Genomic DNA, 17,458 nt, shown 5'->3' with positions numbered 1-17,458 from the left:
GCCATCGATCGCGTTAATCGTTATGGTTAGGCAGAGAACAGCAATTGACATCATTCAAACAGACTTTGCCCCACTGTAAAGCCCAGCGCACAAGAGCTACTCGGTTTTCCGTCTGGGTTTTCGTGAGAATATTGCTGATATGGTTATCAACTGTGCGTTTGCTAATTTCCAGTTTTCCTGCAATCTCTTGGTTAGTTAAGCCAGCGGCCACTAAGTCGATAATTTGCAGTTCTCTGTCTGACAGACTAACAGGGGTCACAGACTCGCCAGCAGCCATGACTTATTCTATCCTCCCTTGGTATATGTACTTAATCACTCTCTCTAATTCTAGAAGATTCTTCTCTAGGCAGGCATTTTCCGCGCTGTTAGCATGATAATTGCCATTATTTTTTGTTTATTTTTGCCTCATAGTCATGAAATTGAAAAATTGCCAGTAATAAATACTACCATTTAATATATCAATTCAGCCTTTTTACTGATGCAATAAAATGTGGGAGCAAAACATTTACACCCTAAGATTAGTAGCAAAAATTGCTATTTCATTCTATGAAGGACTGGCGACATAAAGCAAAGATTATTGTAGATTTTATACTGGAAAATCTTCCTCCCAAATCGAAACTCTAAAATGAAATGAGCAATCCCCGCGTTTTATGTCTCGGTGAAATTTTGTTTGATTGTTTAGCCGATCAATTGGGGCTAAAGCTAGAAGAGGTTCAGTCTTGGACTCCTTACCCAGGAGGAGCGCCAGCTAACGTGGCTTGTGCTTTAGTCAAGCTGGGGACACCAGCGGGTTTTATCGGAGCTGTTGGTGAAGATGAACCAGGGAATAAATTGGTCAACCTGTTACAAGAACTAGGTGTAGATACAATAGGGGTACAGCGCCATCCAACTGCGCCAACCAGACAAGTTTATGTAACTAGGGATTTGGCAGGCGATCGCACTTTTGCCGGATTTGGCAAGTATGATACCACCGAATTTGCTGATACGCACCTAATAGCAGAAAAATTGCCGAAATCTTTATTTCAAGAGGCAGATTTTTTGGTTTTAGGTACTTTGGAATTAGCTTATCCAGATAGTGAAAAAGCCATTCATCGCGCCCTGGAATTAGCAGAATATTACGATTTAAAGATTTTGCTAGATGTGAATTGGCGTCCTGTATTTTGGCACGATCACGAGATTGCGCGGCAAAAAATTGAAGAAGTACTGAAAAGAGTCGATTTTGTTAAATTATCTAAAGAAGAAGCTGAATGGCTCTTTGATACTAGCGATCCTGGTGCAATTACATACCGAGTCGATTCCCTAGAAGGAGTGCTAGTGACAGATGGGGAAAACGGTTGCGCCTATTGCTTGGTGGAAAATGAAGGTAAACTCCCCTCATTTTCTATACCTGTGGTGGATACAACAGGCGCGGGAGATAGCTTTTTAGCCGGGTTTATCCATCAACTATTGCAGCATGGGATCAAAAACTTAGCTAATGGGGAAACAGCAAAAACTATTGTGACTTATGCGAGCGCTGTAGGTGCCCTAACTACAATTAAACCAGGTGCGATCGCTTCTCAACCCACTGCGGCGGAAGTCGAAGCTTTTCTGGCTTCTCATCAAATTTAGCGGCTCATAGTTTATCGCCTTAATTTTGGTAAATTCTTAGATCCCCGACTTCTTGAAGAAGTCGGGGATCTAATCACGCGAGTCGATCGCTATAAAATCTCACTACCAATTTAAATAGTTTTGGCGAAACATCAATATATTCTAGAGGGCATGGCAGTGCCATGCCCCTACAATCTGTCGCATTCTTTTTTTACCGCAGTTTTCAGCTATTTGATCCACATCTGTCGTAGTAGGGAACATCGAAAATCTTTTGGTACATACAATAATTTTACTGGTGCCGTGCCCCTACAGCTTGGTCTATTTACCTGAAAATAGCTGTAAATTGGTATCACAACCAAACATGAAAATCTTTTCCCCTAGCCCCTAGCCCCTAGTATTTATTTCTACCTAACCTAACCGGAATTATACAAACACCCTTTGTAGAGTAGTTTGTGCTGATACTTCATCGCGATCGCTAAATTGTTAGGTTACAGAGGCTATATGAGAACACTTGATAGTTTCCCAGTCAATAATCAATGCATTTTGGGATGGACTAGCGCTTATTATCCCGGTTGGCGACAAGATTATTTACGCCCGGAAAATATTGATTACAGTGCTGTGACTACAATCGTTCATTTTGCGGTTAAACCTGGTGCTAAACAGCAAAATGCAATTTTCGCTCCCGCCGGTTTGGATTTTGAGACTAATCAAATTACTCCAGAAAACTCAGCAGCTTTGCTGAAAGCAGCCCATGCATCTGGTACAAAAGCTCTGTTTGCGATCGCTTCCCATGAAAAAGCAGAAATCAATGGGGCGACAAATATCAACAATAGATTTAGAGCCGCTACCAGCCCAGAAAATCTTGACGCCTTTACAACTAATTTGGTGAAATTTTTAACCAACGATGGTAGAGGCTATGATGGCGAACAATACGATGGTATTGATATTCATTGGGAATATCTCACACAAGAGGATGAAGCCCAATATACCGCTTTTATTCATCTTTTGACTGAGAAATTAAGCGTCATTACTCCCCAGCCAATATTAACTGCGGCTGTCAAAAATCGCCCAGAGCTATTTGCTAAATTGCAACATCTATTCGCGCAAATCAATATCACAACATATCAATTAGCAGAAAATTCTCTAGGTTGGGTTACTTGGCACAATGCACCACTGTATGACTGTGGGCACACACTTCCCGGAACTAATCAACTTCTGCCTTCTACTGATGGATTAGTCAAAGCTTTTATCAATGCAGGTGTAGCCGCCAGTAAGTTAGGAATTGGAATTGATTTTGAGGGTAAAAAATGGGGTGGTGTATTTGAGCCATTACAAAAATGGGACAAAACCCAAATACCTACATTAGCTTCAATTCCTTATTTTGATATTATTCATCGCTATTACAAAAAGCAGGTTTATCATTGGGATGAAACCACCCAATCTGCCTATTTAAAAATTAATACCTTGGGTTCTGCTACTGATAGTTTTATTTCTTATGAAGATGAGAAATCGGTACAGGTAAAGATTAATTATGTAGAGAAAAATAGTTTAGGCGGTGTCATTATTTGGGATTTAGCAGCCGGCTGGCTACCTGAAGCAGAAATTCCCGATCCTTTACTTCAAGCTGTCAAAAATTGCGCCTACCCTTCACATTATTATATATTTTAGGTTTTTAAGTCAGTAGTCAATAGTCAATAGTCAATAGTCATTTGTTAAAGACGCGATCGCCCTTGTCTGTACAATTGTCTCCCTTGTCCCCTGCTCTCTGCCTTGTAATAAGATAATTTTTAACGCCGATTTACTGAAACTTGTAGAATCAGAAAAGCTCAGATCAACCATTGGGCATTTAGTGCTAGGCTAGATTATTTTCGGTTGGTGACAGTATTGCCGGGGTAAAGGAGGCTCATCTGAACAGCGATCGCTCAGAAATATATTCATCAGAACAGTTTTCCAACGATCTACCTGCTGCAGAACGCTTCCAAGCAATTGTTGACAACATGGCTGAGGCGTTAATTGAAATCAACAGCTCGTGGCTTGTCACCTCGGTTAACAATCAAGTTGCAGCGCTTTTGGGCATCCAGCGAGAGCGTCTATTAGGCAAAATATTGTGGGATGCATTTGCTGTTGATGCTACGAGTGATTTGTTTCAATACTCTCAGCAAGCAATTAACCAAAAATTCCCTGTTGAGTTTGATGAGTTTTATCCCCCATTAAATCGATGGTTGTCGGTGCGGTTGGTACCGATTCCTCATGGTTTATTAGCTTATTTTTTAGATATTACAGAAAGGAAACAATTAGAAACAAAGCTACGCAAAGAGCAAGATTTTCTTAATGTCTTGTTAGATAATATTCAAGCCGGAATTGTGGCTTGCGATGCCAATGGGCAATTAAAGTTATTTAATCAAGCAGCGCGATTATTTCACGGATTACCCGTACAACCCATACTACCGGAGCAATGGGCAGAATATTACAATCTGTACTTGCCTGATGGTAAAACGCCGATGAATACGGCGGATATTCCCTTATTTCGGGCTTTACAGGGCGAACGGGTGGAAAATGTGGAAATGACGATCGCACCTCAGCAGGGAGTAGCGCGAATCTTCTCAGCAAATGGACAAGCGATCGCTAATTTGCAAGGTGAAAAACAAGGTGCTGTGGTAGTCATGCACGATATCACCGAGCGCAAACAGATAGAAAATGCTCTGCGCGAGAGTGAAGCTAGGTTATCGAGTATTTTTCAGACAATGCCTGATGGTATTGTTATTATCAATCCTGACGGACAAATTATCGCCGCTAATCGAGCCGCCGAGCAAATCTTAAAATTAACCAATAGTAGCATTACAGAACGAGTATATAACGATCCATCTTGGTCAATTACCACTGTCGAAGGGCAACCTTTTCCCGAAGCTGAACTACCTTTTGCGCGGGTGATGCAAACTGGGGAAGCTGTATATGGAGTGGAACACGCGATCGCCCATGCCGATAGTACCACTTCGATTTTATCAATTAATGCTTCACCTTTATTTAATGCTGCCGGCGAAATTATCAGCGTTATTACTGCTGTTACCGATATTACCGAACGCCAGAAGGTAGAAGCAGCCCTGCAAGAATCCCAAGAACGTTATCGTTCGGTAATTGAAGCGGCGGCTGAGGGCATTGTTTTACAGTATGCTGATGGAGCAATTTTTACCTGTAATCCCAGTGCAGAGAAAATTTTAGGCTTAACAGCCGATCAAATAATGGGGCGTACATCTCTCGATCCGCGCTGGCGGGCTGTTTATGAAGATGGTTCCCCTTTCCCCGGCGAATTGCACCCATCGATGGTAACTTTACGCACTGGGGAGCCACAAACCAATGTCATCATGGGTATTCACAAACCAGACGCCAGTTTAACCTGGATTTCCATCAATACCCGCCCTCTATTCTCTGTCAATAGCAATCAGCCTTACGCCGTTGTCGCCTCATTTTTTGATATTACCGAGCAGCAAGCAGCGTTACGCGATCGCCAACAAGCTGAAGAAAAACGAGTACAACTAGTCAGGGAACAAGTAGCCCGCGCCGCCGCCGAAGCCGCCCAACAACAGTCAGCTTTTTTAGCCGAAGTAAGTGCAGTACTGGCTTCTTCCTTAGATTACCAACAAACCCTGCAAAGCGTTGCCGATTTAGCTGTACCCTACTTTGCCGATTGGTGTAGTGTCGATTTACTCAATGAAGATAACAGCATCAGCCGTGTTGCTATTGCCCATATCGATCCGCAAAAGCAGCAATTTGGCTGGGAATTAGCTCAACGCTATCCGCGAAAATTGGATGATTGCTATGGTATTTCTCAGGTAATGCAAACTGGAAACAGTGAAATTGTTACCCAAATTACCGATGAACAGTTAACTGCGGCTATTGCCGATGCTGAATATTTAGAACTCTTACGCGGATTAGGCTTAAAATCCTGCATTATTGCACCTTTAAAAGCGCAAGAAAAAGTTTTTGGCAGTATTTCCTTTGTATTTACCGAATCTAAGCGTCATTACAGCCAAAAAGATTTGACTTTAGCCGAAGATTTAGCGCGACGAGCTGCGATCGCTATTGATAATGCCCGTCTTTATCAACAAGCCCAACAAGCCAGACAAGCCGCCGAAACCGCCGCAGATCGCACCGCCCGCTTACAAACAGTGACAGCCGCCCTTTCTCAATCTCTAACTCCTTTGCAAGTGGTGGAGGTAATTGTAGAACAAAGCATGGCTGTATTAAAAGCTACTTCTGCAATGGTGGTGCTAGTCAGCGATGATGGCACCGAGCTAGAACTTGTCAAAGCTGTCGGTTATGAAAGTGACTTGTCAGCATCTTGGCAACGATTTTCCATGAATACTCCTGTTCCCTTAACCGAAGCTATCCGAACCGGAGAGCCAGTGTGGATGGAAACCGTAGGCGAAAGAGTTAGCCGCTATCCTCATTTAGCAGAAAATTACAGTAAATATGATAATAGTGCCTGGATGTCCCTACCCCTAGTAGCTGAAGGTAGATCGGTGGGTGGAATGTCGCTGAATTTCCTAGAGTATAAACAACTGACAGCAGACGATCGCGAATTTATTTTGGCAATTAGTCGTCAATGCGCTCAAGCCATTTCCCGCGCTCAGTTATATGAAGCCGAACGTCAAGCAAGAGCAGAAGCGGAACAAGCCAACCGAGTCAAAGATGAGTTTCTGGCAGTACTATCTCACGAATTGCGATCGCCCCTCAATCCCATTTTAGGCTGGACAAAGTTACTGCAAACGCAAAAATTAACCCCCACAAAAGCCCAGCAAGCCTTAGAAACAATCGAGCGCAACGCCAAACTCCAAGCCCAACTGATTGAAGATTTGCTCGATATTTCCCGGATGTTACGGGGTAAACTCAGTCTTCAGACTGCGCCAGTCAACCTCATCGAAGTGATTGCCGGCGCGATAGAAACAGTACAGTTAGCCGCCAATAGCAAATCTATTCAAATTCAAACAATTTTGCAACCAGGCAAGCAAACCGTATTTGGCGACGCCAATCGCTTACAACAAGTCTTCTGGAATTTACTCTCCAATGCCATTAAATTTACACCAGAAGGCGGACGAGTAGAAGTAAAGTTAGCAGAAATTGGTAAGCAAGTGCAAATTCAAGTCATTGATAATGGTAAAGGTATCAATGCTGACTTTATACCGCATGTCTTTGAGTATTTTCGCCAGGCTGATAGCAGTACAACCCGTAGATTTGGCGGATTGGGGTTAGGTTTGGCGATCGTTCGTCAAATTGTCGAGCTACATGGGGGTACGGTAGAAGCCCAAAGTCAAGGCGAGGGTTTAGGCGCAACATTTACAGTTTTGTTACCAGCAACCAGCATTGAGCCGGAATCATCTCCAGACAATCAACCTTCCCGCTTATCTGTAAATTTAACAGGCTTGCGGATTTTGGTTGTAGACGATGAAGCCGATATGGGTAATTTAGCAGAATTTATTCTTACCCAGCATGGTGCAGATGTCACGGTTGCTACTTCCGCCGCCGAAGTATTAAATATTTTGCCGCAATTCCTCCCAGATTTACTGCTGTGTGATATTGGTATGCCAGAAATGGATGGCAATATGCTAATCCAACAATTACGAAAACTTTCGCCAGCCCAAGGAGGGACAATTCCTGCCATTGCGCTCACTGCTTACGCTACCGAGTGCGATCGCAATCAAGCTTTAGCAGCAGGGTTTCAACTGCATCTACCTAAGCCAGTAGAGCCAGAAGTCTTGTTAGAAGCGGTTGTTCGAGTAATTCAGACTGGTGTATAGATATCTAAAGTTCAGAGAAAAATATCAAGAAATACAAAGTTATATAAAGAAGAACCATTTTTGTAATTTGTGTAATACAAACAAAATCCTAATATTGCGTTATATTTGTATTACGCGACGCCAGCTAAAGTCAACTTTCCCTAGATAATAATTAACTTTTTCAGATGGAATTGATAGCCACAATCATCTGCTAGCAAAGCGTACAAAGATATGTACCGATGTTTATTACAACCTCTAGCGTTCTCTAAATCTCATTACAGATTCAAGTGTTATGTTTAGAGCAGTGAGAAATATTTTCGGCCTTGTGAATCAGCTCGTAACACCTTTCCGGATCTAAATCTCTACAATTTATTAGATTTGGGAAGACTAGATGAATTTACAAGTACCTACATTTGTCTCACCTACTTTTGCTCGCTTTATTGCTTCAGAAGTCGAACCAAACTCATTAAGCAAAAAAGACATAACTAATTGCTTAAAAGCCTTGGGAATTACAGATCCAAAAATTTTAACGCTGAAGTGGAAAAAAGAATTGTGGGTTCAACTACAACTTGCTGCTACTTCCAGTTAACTTAAAACCCCAAAAATAGATAATTCAGTAATAATTAGCGAAAATTTCAATTTTACTGATTTCTGCAATCTGCCTATTCTTTTAGGTTTTAATTTTCTTCTACCAATTTTAAAAAAGAATGCGACAGATGGTAGGGGTATGGCAGTGCCATGCCCTCTAGAATATATCTATATATTAATGAGTATAAGCTGCAAATTTAAAATCATGTTACTATGAAAATAGTGAAAAATTTAGTAAAAAATTGATGCAATAGATTTCACAAGTAAAGCCAAGAAAAATTAGATCAAAAAACAATAGATTTAACGGTTTAGATCTATTACTGTAGGAGTTTTGGGAACTTGAAAATTAAAGCACTGGATGTCAAAGCAGGCGATCGCATCATTGCCTACTGCAAAAATAAACGGCAAATCTGTAAGGTAAAGCAAATTATAGATTCAGGCCATAGCAATATCACCCTCTCAGTATTTACATCTGAACATTATCGCGGCTGCTTAGTCTCATGCGTCGTCAGGTTTCAGGGAGACGCTTTAGTTGAATTAGTAAGCTAATATTATTTTTGCCATTTTTTACCTAAAACCTAATTTGTGTGTCATAATAAAAATTGAGAAATTAATTCGGTTAACAGCTTTTGTTTTTAGTATTGACAGGCTTTTTGTTTTTGGTATTTACAAACTTTTCTCCGAAATCTAAATCTCTACACATTTACAATTTCGGAGACAATCTATGTCAGTTTATATAGGCAATCTTTCTTACGACGTTACAGAAGCTACTTTGAATGCCGTATTTGCAGAATATGGTTCTGTAAAGCGTGTTCAGCTACCTACTGATAGAGAAACAGGTCGTCTGCGCGGCTTTGGTTTTGTGGAAATGGGTACCGATGCTGAAGAAACTGCAGCCATTGAAGCCCTTGATGGTGCAGAGTGGATGGGAAGAGACTTAAAAGTGAATAAGGCTAAACCCAAAGAAGATAGAGGCGGTTCCTTTGGTGGTAATCGTGGCAATTATGGCGCACGGAATCGTTACTAAACTGTGCTAATTTAAGCGATTAATTAACTTGATATGTTATGCGGCTCAAGCATTTCTGCTTGAGCCTTTTTTCTCAACAATTTTAGCTCTATATAGCCAGCAATTCTTCATCACCTTGAATTGATGAAAATTTTTGTATCCATTTATCGGTAAGATATTGAATATTCATTGGCTATGATATGGCCAAAATTTTTTGAAATTTTAGTTTAATTCGGGGGAATTAAAAAATGTCTACTAACACTGAACTCGTTTCTTATATTCAAGGAGAGGAATTTGAGGCGCTTTTAGGTAATGAGAAAATTGTTGTAGTTGACTTTACAGCTACTTGGTGTGGCCCTTGTCGTCTGGTTGCGCCATTAATGGAACAACTCGCCCAGGAATACAAAGATCGTGCCAAAGTTGTTAAAGTAGATGTGGATAACAACAAACCTTTATTCAAACAATTTGGTCTTCGCAGTATTCCCGCAGTTTTAATTTTTAAAGATGGGGAGTTAGTAGACACTATTGTTGGCGTTTCTCCTTACGAGCAATTTAGCAAAGCAGTTGAGAAACAGCTTTAAATTGTTGTTCAGAATATTCGCCGTTCTCCCATTTTTTGGGAGATGCTTACACATAATTTTATTAATCTTCAAAACCATCTTATATATACAATCTAAATAACAATTAGATGTACTAACCATGACTCCAGAAGCCAAACACATTGTTAGCGAAATCAGGCGTGAATTTTACTCTCTGTTTGCTGCTGCAATGAAAACATCAGTCAGCATCAGTAGTATATCCTATAGTAGTAATTCTCCTATTGCCTCTTGGATGGATGATAGGCAACAACTGAATTATGTAAATATCTACGCTTATACAGCACCAGATGAATTTAACCCATTATCCCCGTTCATCTTGCGATTAGCTATTAATAAAAGTGCTTTGCAATTCATGATGGGGAAAAAGTCGCAGAAATCCCGAGGACTTAATCTGTTGTGGAACTTTGAGCTAACGGTATTACCAAGAGAAATTTTAGATTTTCTTCCTTGGATAGTTAGCTTAGTTGAAGCCCAAAATCAAGTTTTACCTTCCATGTTACAGTCACCACCCCATCCATTAGAATTTGAAATACCAGATGTCGGGTTATGCAATAATCTATGGACTCTGGAAGCTCGCCTTCTAACAAAGATAATGCAACCAACATTTTAGTTAGTTAAGTTAGCATCAAAAAACCAAACTACGTAAAGAACCGTAAAGACCATTAAAATCCTTACCAATGACAAATGACAAATGACAACTAATTATTGTTGTAAGTTATCTATGCTAATCTCTCCATTAACCTCTGCTGATTTATTGGTATCAGCACTTGGTGATTCTTTACTAAAAGATTTTAAAGTAGAAGCTAAGGTTAGGTTAGAAGCGACTTGATAAGCTATCTCTTGGGGTATTTTTTGTTGTTGGTTTAATAACTCAATAAAACTTTCAAAATCGCGCATCACACAATATCGATGTAATGCAGCTTTTTTTTCTATGAGATGAAACTTTTCATCAATCTTTGCTTTTGCTTCCTGTTCCGCCTCAGCAATTGAATTTACAAAACCGCTATTATGACATAACTCACCAGAAATTTTATAATAATAAGCTTTTCTACTTAATGATTCTTCCTCAATATGAATTGAATGAAATTTGTAATCAACTTTGTATTTTTTAGCTTCCATAATATAGATGACATCACATCATTAACTAAAAATAATCTTGAATTTGCCGAATTTTTTGGTTAAATAAACTAACAATCATATTTTCCTCACCTTCCTCGCGTGGCACATTCTGGATGATGAGGACTTTAAAGTGGTCAATTTTTAATTTAAAACAAAATTTGTGTCCGACTTTGATTCTCATCTTTAACCTTAACACGATATTCAGTTTCTCTACAGAATATATTGATAAAGTTTAAGTTGCATATTTTACCAAAGTAAGTTTTCTCTCTATAGCTCAATTTTTGAGTAAATTTTATCAACTGAACTATATAGCCCCCGCACAAAAAATGTATTATACATAACCTATTGCCTAGATATTGCGCTAAGATTGGGTGCAATATTCAAATATTTACTGCATAAAAATTGCTAAATTCAGATTATATATTTTATATCTAGAAAACCTGTTAATAGAATATAAATAAGTTGGGCATGAGCAATAGTGACACAACTAAAAAGCAATATATTGACAAAGAGAAAAATAATTTGCTTAAAAAGAAATAATCAGGAAATCTGTGTTAATCTAAAAACAGGAATCAAAAAGTAAGAATGCAAAAAGACTTCAAGACAATATTGAGGGAACTCGATAAAGTCCTTTTGCTCTGGTAAGTCCGCTTCAATATCGTTATGCCTTTTAGTAACGATAAACAAAAGCCAGATAAGCAAGACAATCACCTTAGTATAGGCTTGAAGTCAAATATAGCTTGCTTAGATGATAGCCAGTAATGTTTGGCTATACTAGTTAATTAAACTGCCAAAACCAATTACTCTGCGAGTCTGGGGAGAAAGAAAGACTCTGAGTGCATACTGGCAATCCCAAATAATTTAGAACGGTTACTAAACTGAGAAAAAGCAATATTCACTTTGTTTTATTGCTCTAACTCTGTTCTAGCAGATGCTGATGCGGAAAATAAAAACCTCCGATAAAGTAGATACCGTTTCATATAATTCAGGAATTTAACTAGAACGTCAAAATTTACCAATACACTGCCAAGACCATAGTGTTAAAGGTTGATAATGCAGAGATTTACCTTGTAATTAAGGTGTTATCGAACTGCATTAATAGCCAGAGGATGAAGTAATTTTTTAGGAATAACTGGCAGAAATACTAAAACGCGATCGCTCGATATTTGAGGATAGTAAATCGAGCAACGATAGTATTAGCAATATTCTCATAGTTGTTGCCACCATTAAGAGTAAACTGCAACTTTGGTTGGTTGGGTGCAGGGCAAAATCCTGTAAAGGTCGAAATTGCTACTGTCAAAACTCTGAAGGCTTGAGCAACCGATGGAAATTTAGCTGCAACTACTGACAATGCTAGTGCCAAAGTTCTGCTGAAAGAAAATCCTCACACATATATCTGAGCGCCATTGCTTAAGAGTCATCTGTGCAATATTCCTCAAACATAAATTACATCCTCATCTATGCAACCTATTACTGTTTTTGCCCGGTGTGTTTTTTGGCCAATACTATGTGCCAACGCTACCAAGGGTTAAGCCCCAGGTAAACTTTTACTCCCATCAACCAATTACTTCTAGGAAAACACAAACCATGTCTATCGATAGCAAAATCAGACAGATAGCTTTTTATGGTAAAGGCGGTATTGGTAAGTCTACTACCTCTCAAAACACGCTGGCAGCTATGGCAGAAATGGGTCAACGCATCCTGATTGTTGGTTGCGACCCTAAAGCTGATTCCACTCGCTTAATGCTGCACAGTAAAGCTCAAACCACCGTTTTGCACTTGGCTGCTGAACGTGGCGCAGTTGAAGATTTAGAACTCGAAGAAGTCATGTTAACTGGCTTCCGTGGCGTCAAGTGTGTAGAGTCTGGTGGCCCAGAACCTGGGGTAGGTTGTGCCGGTCGGGGTATTATCACCGCCATCAACTTCTTAGAAGAAAATGGTGCTTACCAAGATGTTGACTTTGTATCTTACGACGTACTAGGTGACGTTGTCTGCGGTGGTTTTGCGATGCCTATCCGTGAAAACAAAGCCCAAGAAATCTACATCGTTACCTCTGGTGAAATGATGGCGATGTACGCTGCAAACAACATCGCTCGCGGTATTTTGAAATATGCACACACAGGTGGTGTTCGTTTAGGTGGTTTGATTTGTAACAGCCGGAACGTTGACAGAGAAATCGAACTGATTGAAACTCTGGCAAAACGCTTGAACACCCAAATGATTCACTATGTACCTCGCGACAATATTGTTCAACACGCTGAGTTGCGTCGGATGACTGTTAACGAGTACGCACCAGAAAGCAATCAATCTAACGAATACCGGACATTAGCAAACAAAATCATCAATAATCAGAATCTTCAGATTCCTACACCCATTGAAATGGAAGAACTAGAAGAGTTATTGATTGAATTCGGTATTCTCGAAAGTGAAGAAAATGCTGCCAAAATGATTGGTCAGCCTGCTGAAAGCAGTAAGTAAATTATTTAGCAGGGTGGGTTAGCGCTCATCCTGGCTCAATCCAGGGGCTAGGGAAGAGATTTTTTCATGGACTCGTTGTGTGATTGATCGCCTGACCTTCTAGCTAGAGAATATTAGAAATTGCTACCCATAAAATGGGTAGCAATTCGCATCTGCTAATTTTCTTGAGTAACAGCCAGCTAAAATTATCAGTTTATGTTACATTAAGTAGTGGAATAGTAATACATAAATATAGCTATAGTTTGGGTTCAGTACACCCGACTGGTGCGCCAACCTCTGGATTGAGCGTATACCGCAGATTAATGCGTTACTTATCCGTCGTTTGATTAGCTCAGTGGTAGAGCAAGCCGAAATGAACGGTTGAGCGTAGGTTCGATTCCTACATCAAACTCCCGAAAGTTAGCTCACTGGTAGAGCGATCGACTCATAATCGATATGTTGCAGGTTCGATTCCCGCACTTTCAGCCAACCCTGTCCGGGTAAAAGGACGACAAATTGCGGAATAGAGCAGTGGTAGCTCGTTGGATTTAGGTTCCAAAGACCGGTGGTTCAAATCCACCTTCTGCCCCAACCCTGTCCGGGTTAAAAGACACTACCCTTTTAAGGTAGACCATATTACTTGATATAAAACTCTGTGATGTTGGTGCTAACTAATAGCCATTACCTAGTGATGTCTATTAGTTACAGTAAAGAAGCTAGAACAAATGCAAGGCTCCCTAACTTGAGTATGTCCTTTGTTTAACATCTCCAGCAAGCTGGAACAGGCAAAACAAACGGCATATCTGAGGGCTATGATCTTTTTCTTGATTATCCTTGGGTGGTTGAGAAAAAGTTAGCAATCTTAATCCAGTTTTGGAGATGTATTTGTCCGCAACTGAACTGCAAACACCTACATTTGCAGAGTTTTAAATTTAATCAGGACTTACGCAAAATACCTTTGAAACTCTGATTTCTTAGTGTACTTCGTGTCTTTTCTGCGAGACGCTTCGCAAAGATGGTTCGATTCTTCCGTAGTTTGTGCGTAAGTCCTATTTAATGAATCTTGATTTGTATTCAGTATTTATTTGGTAGCATCTCATCAAAAAAGCAAATAAGCTGAAAAAAGTGATTAAAGTTCAAAAGCGTATTCAGTTAATTCACAGTATTGATTTACAATTCCTTCGGTTATCAATCTTTAAGGAGTATTTAATGATATCTGATATATCTGGTATTGTTGGGGTTGGTAAAGAAATTATCAATATTTTTCCTACTAAACGTCAAAATTTAGGAAAAACAGTTTTACGTGATAGTCATAACCGAGAATGGAAAGTAAAAGTACGCTATTCAAAGAAACGAGGACGTTATCTTAAACTTTATTCTTATGTGGATGGCAAAAAAAAGCTCAGAGCATCAGCCGATCAATACAAATATTATTTACGAATTACTCCTGATGAGTGGGAATTGTTTTATCGAGCAGCCGCAGGGTTAGAGGACTCTCGTATTACTTATGTTTTAGACAGATTAGTAGGAATATAGGGTAACAAAAATTTCACAATTAGTTGCGATAGATGGGTAGGGCACAACATTGTTGTGCCTTTCAAATAATTTATGTGTCGCAAACATTACAGCGTATTTCAGGTAAATGAGGTGTACAGGTAGGGGTATGGCACTGCCCATTGGTGTCAACTTAACGTGAAACCTGCTTGGTTGCAAGGTTTCGCCCTCACCCCCAGCCCCTCTCCCTGAGGGAGAGGGGAGCAAGAGATTCAATTCCCCTTCTCCCTGAGGGAGAAGGGGTTAGGGGATGAGGGCGCGAGGGTTTTTGTACAACACGCGCCGTATATAGCTTTTAGCTTAAGTTGACACGTATGGGCACTGCCCACCTGTGTCAACTGAACGCAAAACCCTTATCCTAACTAGCTCCCATGCTCTGCGTGGGAGCGTAGATTTATGAGGCTCTGCCTCAATTTATCAGAAGACGAGCCGGAGCCTCGCAATCCGCATTTCCAGCCGGAGGCTGGAAACGAGATATGGGCAGCAATGCCATGCCCCTACCATCTGCCGCATTCTGTTTTCAAATTGGTATGAGCGTAAAAAAAGGTGGACAAGATGCCCACCTAAAGAAATTAAGAGAATATTCTGTTGCTAATTAACCGAGTAATGCTTTTGCTTGAGCTAAAACATTATCAACACTAAAGCCAAATTTCTCTAAACAAACGTTACCGGGAGCAGAAGCACCAAAGCGATCGATGCTGATAATATCGCCTTCGGTACCAACATACTTGTGCCAGCCGAAGCTAGAACCAGCTTCTACAGCCAAGCGCTTGGTAACAGCTTTGGGAAGAACGGATTCTTTGTAAGCTGCATCTTGTGCTTCAAACAAATCCCATGCTGGTAAGGAGACTACACGAACTTTCTTACCTTCGGCTGTCAGCTTTTCAGCAGCAGTAACAGCGAGGCTTAATTCGGAACCAGTACCAATGAGGATAATATCTGGTGTACCGTCGCTATCTACTACTACATATCCACCCTTGGCAACACCTTCAATTGATGTACCTGCCAAGTTGGGGACATTTTGACGGGTGAACGCTAACAGAGTAGGAGCATTTGCCTTTGCTCTTTCAATGGCTACTTTGTATGCACCAGAAGTTTCGGTTCCGTCTGCGGGGCGAAGAACTGTGAGGTTAGGAATAGCACGCAGGGAAGCCAGTGTTTCTACTGGTTGGTGGGTGGGGCCATCTTCACCTTGACCGATGGAGTCGTGGGTCATTACCCAAATACTACCGGCTTGGGATAAAGCAGATAAGCGGATTGGTGCCCGCATGTAATCGGAGAAGATGAGGAAGGTTGCGCCGTAGGGAATTAAACCGGAATTGTGCAAGGCGATACCATTGACAATTGCACCCATACCATGCTCACGAACACCATAGTGGATGTTGGGGTTTTGGTATTGTCCTTTTTGGAAGTCGCCCTTACCTTTGAGTTCGGTTAAGTTGGAGTGGGTTAAGTCGGCGGAACCACCAATTAACTCTGGTAAAACTGCTGCTAGTTTGTTTAAGCAGGTTTCTGAATGTTTGCGGGTGGGTAATCCTTTGTCTTCGGGGGTGTAGGTGGGGAGTACTTTATCCCAACCATCAGGCAATTTGCCACTGAGGTAGCGCTCAAATTCAGCTGCTTCTTGGGGATATTTAGCTTTGTAATCAGCAAAGACTTTATTCCACTCAGCTTCGTAGGCGGCACCACGCTCAACTGCTTTGCGGGTGTGGTTGAGGGCATCTTGGGGAACTACGAAAGGTTCGTATTCCCAACCTAAATTTTTCCGAGTAAGAGCGATTTCTTCTGCACCTAAAGCAGCACCGTGAACCCCAGCAGTGTTAGCTTTGTTGGGAGAACCGTAACCGATGGTGGTGGTGACTTTAATCATCGAAGGCTTGTCAGTCACTGATTTTGCTTCTTCGATGGCTTTGGCGATCGCTTCTAGGTCGGTGTTACCTTCTTTAACATGCAAAACGTGCCAACCGTAAGCTTCAAAGCGCTTTGACACATCTTCGGTGAAGGCAACATCTGTAGAACCATCAATAGAGATGTGGTTGTCGTCATACAAAGCGATGAGTTTACCTAATCCCAAGTGCCCTGCAAAGGAAGCAGCTTCACCGGAAACACCTTCCATGTTACAACCATCACCTAAAATCACATAGGTGTAATGGTCAACAATATTGGCATCGGGCTTGTTATATTTAGCTGCTAGGTGGGCTTCAGCGATCGCTAAACCGACGCCATTAGCAATGCCTTGACCTAGTGGCCCGGTAGTAACTTCTACACCAGGAGTTACGAAGTTTTCGGGGTGTCCGGGGGTTTTGGATTCCCACTGCCGGAATTGCTTGATGTCCTCAATGGTGACGCTGTCGTAACCAAATAAGTACAGCAGGGCATACTGTAACATGGAGCCATGTCCAGCAGATAGGATAAAGCGATCGCGGTTAAACCACTGGGGATTTTTGGGGTTAAACCGCATAAAGCGATCCCATAGTACAAAAGCCATTGGAGCAGCGCCCATCGGCAGCCCTGGGTGTCCCGATTTTGCTTTTTCTACGGCATCAATAGCCAAAAAGCGAATCGAGTTAATAGATAGTTCTTCGAGGGATTGGGTTGCAACAGCCATAATCTCTTGTTTTTAACGACGGGTTAGCACTCTTGGTAGCTCATTTACCGGGGAGGCAAAAGCGAAAAAAGCCTTGTCCGATTCCCGGACAAGCTATTTTTCCAAACTGGGGCGGGGATTGTTCCCCCATGATTGCCTTGTTTTTACATTCCCCCTATCTTTATCA

General features: G+C 41.1%; 15 protein-coding genes and 3 tRNA genes. 13 read left to right on the top strand and 5 right to left on the bottom strand.

Going from position 1 to position 17,458, the window contains the following annotated elements; all coding sequences use genetic code 11:
• Positions 1–13 precede the first annotated feature (13 nt).
• Positions 14–277: a helix-turn-helix domain-containing protein gene (locus tag AACW45_RS21775; protein WP_190634717.1), complete on the bottom strand. Its 264-nt coding sequence runs from the start codon at positions 275–277 to the stop codon at positions 14–16.
• A 353-nt stretch (positions 278–630) separates the two neighbouring features.
• Here AACW45_RS21775 and AACW45_RS21770 point away from each other — a divergent pair, with 353 nt between their 5' ends.
• Together AACW45_RS21770 and AACW45_RS21765 are read left to right on the top strand one after the other, a co-directional pair.
• Entirely contained in the window at positions 631–1,608 is a 978-nt protein-coding gene (locus tag AACW45_RS21770; protein WP_190634715.1) for a carbohydrate kinase family protein, read from the top strand.
• A gap of 480 nt (positions 1,609–2,088) precedes the next feature.
• Positions 2,089–3,255: a glycosyl hydrolase family 18 protein gene (locus AACW45_RS21765; RefSeq protein ID WP_190634713.1), complete on the top strand. Its 1,167-nt coding sequence runs from the start codon at positions 2,089–2,091 to the stop codon at positions 3,253–3,255.
• Between the two features lie 30 nt (positions 3,256–3,285).
• Here AACW45_RS21765 and AACW45_RS21760 read toward each other — a convergent pair whose 3' ends face one another.
• Complete coding sequence (locus AACW45_RS21760) at positions 3,286–3,426, bottom strand: hypothetical protein (protein WP_190539409.1); 141 nt, start codon at positions 3,424–3,426, stop codon at positions 3,286–3,288.
• 44 nt (positions 3,427–3,470) lie between these two features.
• Between AACW45_RS21760 and AACW45_RS21755 the strand changes: the two genes are divergently transcribed.
• The 6 genes from AACW45_RS21755 to AACW45_RS21730 all read left to right on the top strand — a co-directional run bounded on the left by AACW45_RS21755 (position 3,471) and on the right by AACW45_RS21730 (position 10,164).
• Positions 3,471–7,382: a hybrid sensor histidine kinase/response regulator gene (locus tag AACW45_RS21755; protein ID WP_313933796.1), complete on the top strand. Its 3,912-nt coding sequence runs from the start codon at positions 3,471–3,473 to the stop codon at positions 7,380–7,382.
• Positions 7,383–7,752: 370 nt separating this feature from the next.
• The gene (locus AACW45_RS21750; RefSeq protein ID WP_190634709.1) at positions 7,753–7,950 is read left to right on the top strand and encodes a hypothetical protein; all 198 of its coding nucleotides are present in this window, start codon (positions 7,753–7,755) and stop codon (positions 7,948–7,950) included.
• 338 nt (positions 7,951–8,288) lie between these two features.
• Positions 8,289–8,498, top strand: coding sequence for a hypothetical protein (locus AACW45_RS21745; protein WP_190634708.1), 210 nt, complete (start codon positions 8,289–8,291; stop codon positions 8,496–8,498).
• A gap of 175 nt (positions 8,499–8,673) precedes the next feature.
• Positions 8,674–8,976, top strand: a complete 303-nt coding sequence (locus AACW45_RS21740) for an RNA recognition motif domain-containing protein (RefSeq protein ID WP_190634705.1) — start codon at positions 8,674–8,676, stop codon at positions 8,974–8,976.
• A gap of 227 nt (positions 8,977–9,203) precedes the next feature.
• The gene (gene trxA, locus AACW45_RS21735; protein ID WP_190634703.1) at positions 9,204–9,536 is read left to right on the top strand and encodes a thioredoxin; all 333 of its coding nucleotides are present in this window, start codon (positions 9,204–9,206) and stop codon (positions 9,534–9,536) included.
• A 118-nt stretch (positions 9,537–9,654) separates the two neighbouring features.
• On the top strand, positions 9,655–10,164 hold the full coding sequence (locus AACW45_RS21730; protein ID WP_190634701.1) for a hypothetical protein: 510 nt from the start codon (positions 9,655–9,657) through the stop codon (positions 10,162–10,164).
• 92 nt (positions 10,165–10,256) lie between these two features.
• Here the strand turns inward: AACW45_RS21730 and AACW45_RS21725 are convergent, their stop codons facing one another.
• On the bottom strand, positions 10,257–10,673 hold the full coding sequence (locus AACW45_RS21725; RefSeq protein ID WP_190634699.1) for a hypothetical protein: 417 nt from the start codon (positions 10,671–10,673) through the stop codon (positions 10,257–10,259).
• A gap of 1,144 nt (positions 10,674–11,817) precedes the next feature.
• Positions 11,818–12,036, bottom strand: coding sequence for a hypothetical protein (locus AACW45_RS21720; RefSeq protein ID WP_190634697.1), 219 nt, complete (start codon positions 12,034–12,036; stop codon positions 11,818–11,820).
• A gap of 224 nt (positions 12,037–12,260) precedes the next feature.
• Between AACW45_RS21720 and nifH the strand changes: the two genes are divergently transcribed.
• The 5 genes from nifH to AACW45_RS21695 all read left to right on the top strand — a co-directional run bounded on the left by nifH (position 12,261) and on the right by AACW45_RS21695 (position 14,666).
• Positions 12,261–13,151, top strand: a complete 891-nt coding sequence (gene nifH, locus AACW45_RS21715) for a nitrogenase iron protein (protein ID WP_190634695.1) — start codon at positions 12,261–12,263, stop codon at positions 13,149–13,151.
• A gap of 320 nt (positions 13,152–13,471) precedes the next feature.
• Positions 13,472–13,542: transfer RNA gene (locus tag AACW45_RS21710), tRNA-His, on the top strand.
• Between the two features lie 2 nt (positions 13,543–13,544).
• Positions 13,545–13,619 (top strand) — tRNA-Met (locus AACW45_RS21705).
• A 29-nt stretch (positions 13,620–13,648) separates the two neighbouring features.
• Positions 13,649–13,721 (top strand) — tRNA-Leu (locus tag AACW45_RS21700).
• A gap of 534 nt (positions 13,722–14,255) precedes the next feature.
• Positions 14,256–14,666, top strand: coding sequence for a hypothetical protein (locus AACW45_RS21695; RefSeq protein ID WP_190634694.1), 411 nt, complete (start codon positions 14,256–14,258; stop codon positions 14,664–14,666).
• Between the two features lie 613 nt (positions 14,667–15,279).
• Here the strand turns inward: AACW45_RS21695 and tkt are convergent.
• Positions 15,280–17,292, bottom strand: coding sequence for a transketolase (tkt, locus tag AACW45_RS21690; protein ID WP_190634692.1), 2,013 nt, complete (start codon positions 17,290–17,292; stop codon positions 15,280–15,282).
• Between the last annotated feature and the right edge of the window lie 166 nt (positions 17,293–17,458).

Source organism: Calothrix sp. FACHB-168 (assembly GCF_963889195.1).
Lineage (GTDB): Bacteria > Cyanobacteriota > Cyanobacteriia > Cyanobacteriales > Nostocaceae > Aulosira > Aulosira anomala_A.
This window is presented reverse-complemented; position numbering and strand designations above follow the sequence as displayed.

Coding starts and splice junctions, on each gene's coding strand:
- AACW45_RS21775 (WP_190634717.1), bottom strand. CDS start 277: ATGGCTGCTGGCGAGTCTGTGACCCCTGTTAGTCTGTCAGACAGAGAA.
- AACW45_RS21770 (WP_190634715.1), top strand. CDS start 631: ATGAGCAATCCCCGCGTTTTATGTCTCGGTGAAATTTTGTTTGATTGT.
- AACW45_RS21765 (WP_190634713.1), top strand. CDS start 2,089: ATGAGAACACTTGATAGTTTCCCAGTCAATAATCAATGCATTTTGGGA.
- AACW45_RS21760 (WP_190539409.1), bottom strand. CDS start 3,426: ATGGTTGATCTGAGCTTTTCTGATTCTACAAGTTTCAGTAAATCGGCG.
- AACW45_RS21750 (WP_190634709.1), top strand. CDS start 7,753: ATGAATTTACAAGTACCTACATTTGTCTCACCTACTTTTGCTCGCTTT.
- AACW45_RS21740 (WP_190634705.1), top strand. CDS start 8,674: ATGTCAGTTTATATAGGCAATCTTTCTTACGACGTTACAGAAGCTACT.
- trxA (WP_190634703.1), top strand. CDS start 9,204: ATGTCTACTAACACTGAACTCGTTTCTTATATTCAAGGAGAGGAATTT.
- AACW45_RS21730 (WP_190634701.1), top strand. CDS start 9,655: ATGACTCCAGAAGCCAAACACATTGTTAGCGAAATCAGGCGTGAATTT.
- AACW45_RS21725 (WP_190634699.1), bottom strand. CDS start 10,673: ATGGAAGCTAAAAAATACAAAGTTGATTACAAATTTCATTCAATTCAT.
- nifH (WP_190634695.1), top strand. CDS start 12,261: ATGTCTATCGATAGCAAAATCAGACAGATAGCTTTTTATGGTAAAGGC.
- tkt (WP_190634692.1), bottom strand. CDS start 17,292: ATGGCTGTTGCAACCCAATCCCTCGAAGAACTATCTATTAACTCGATT.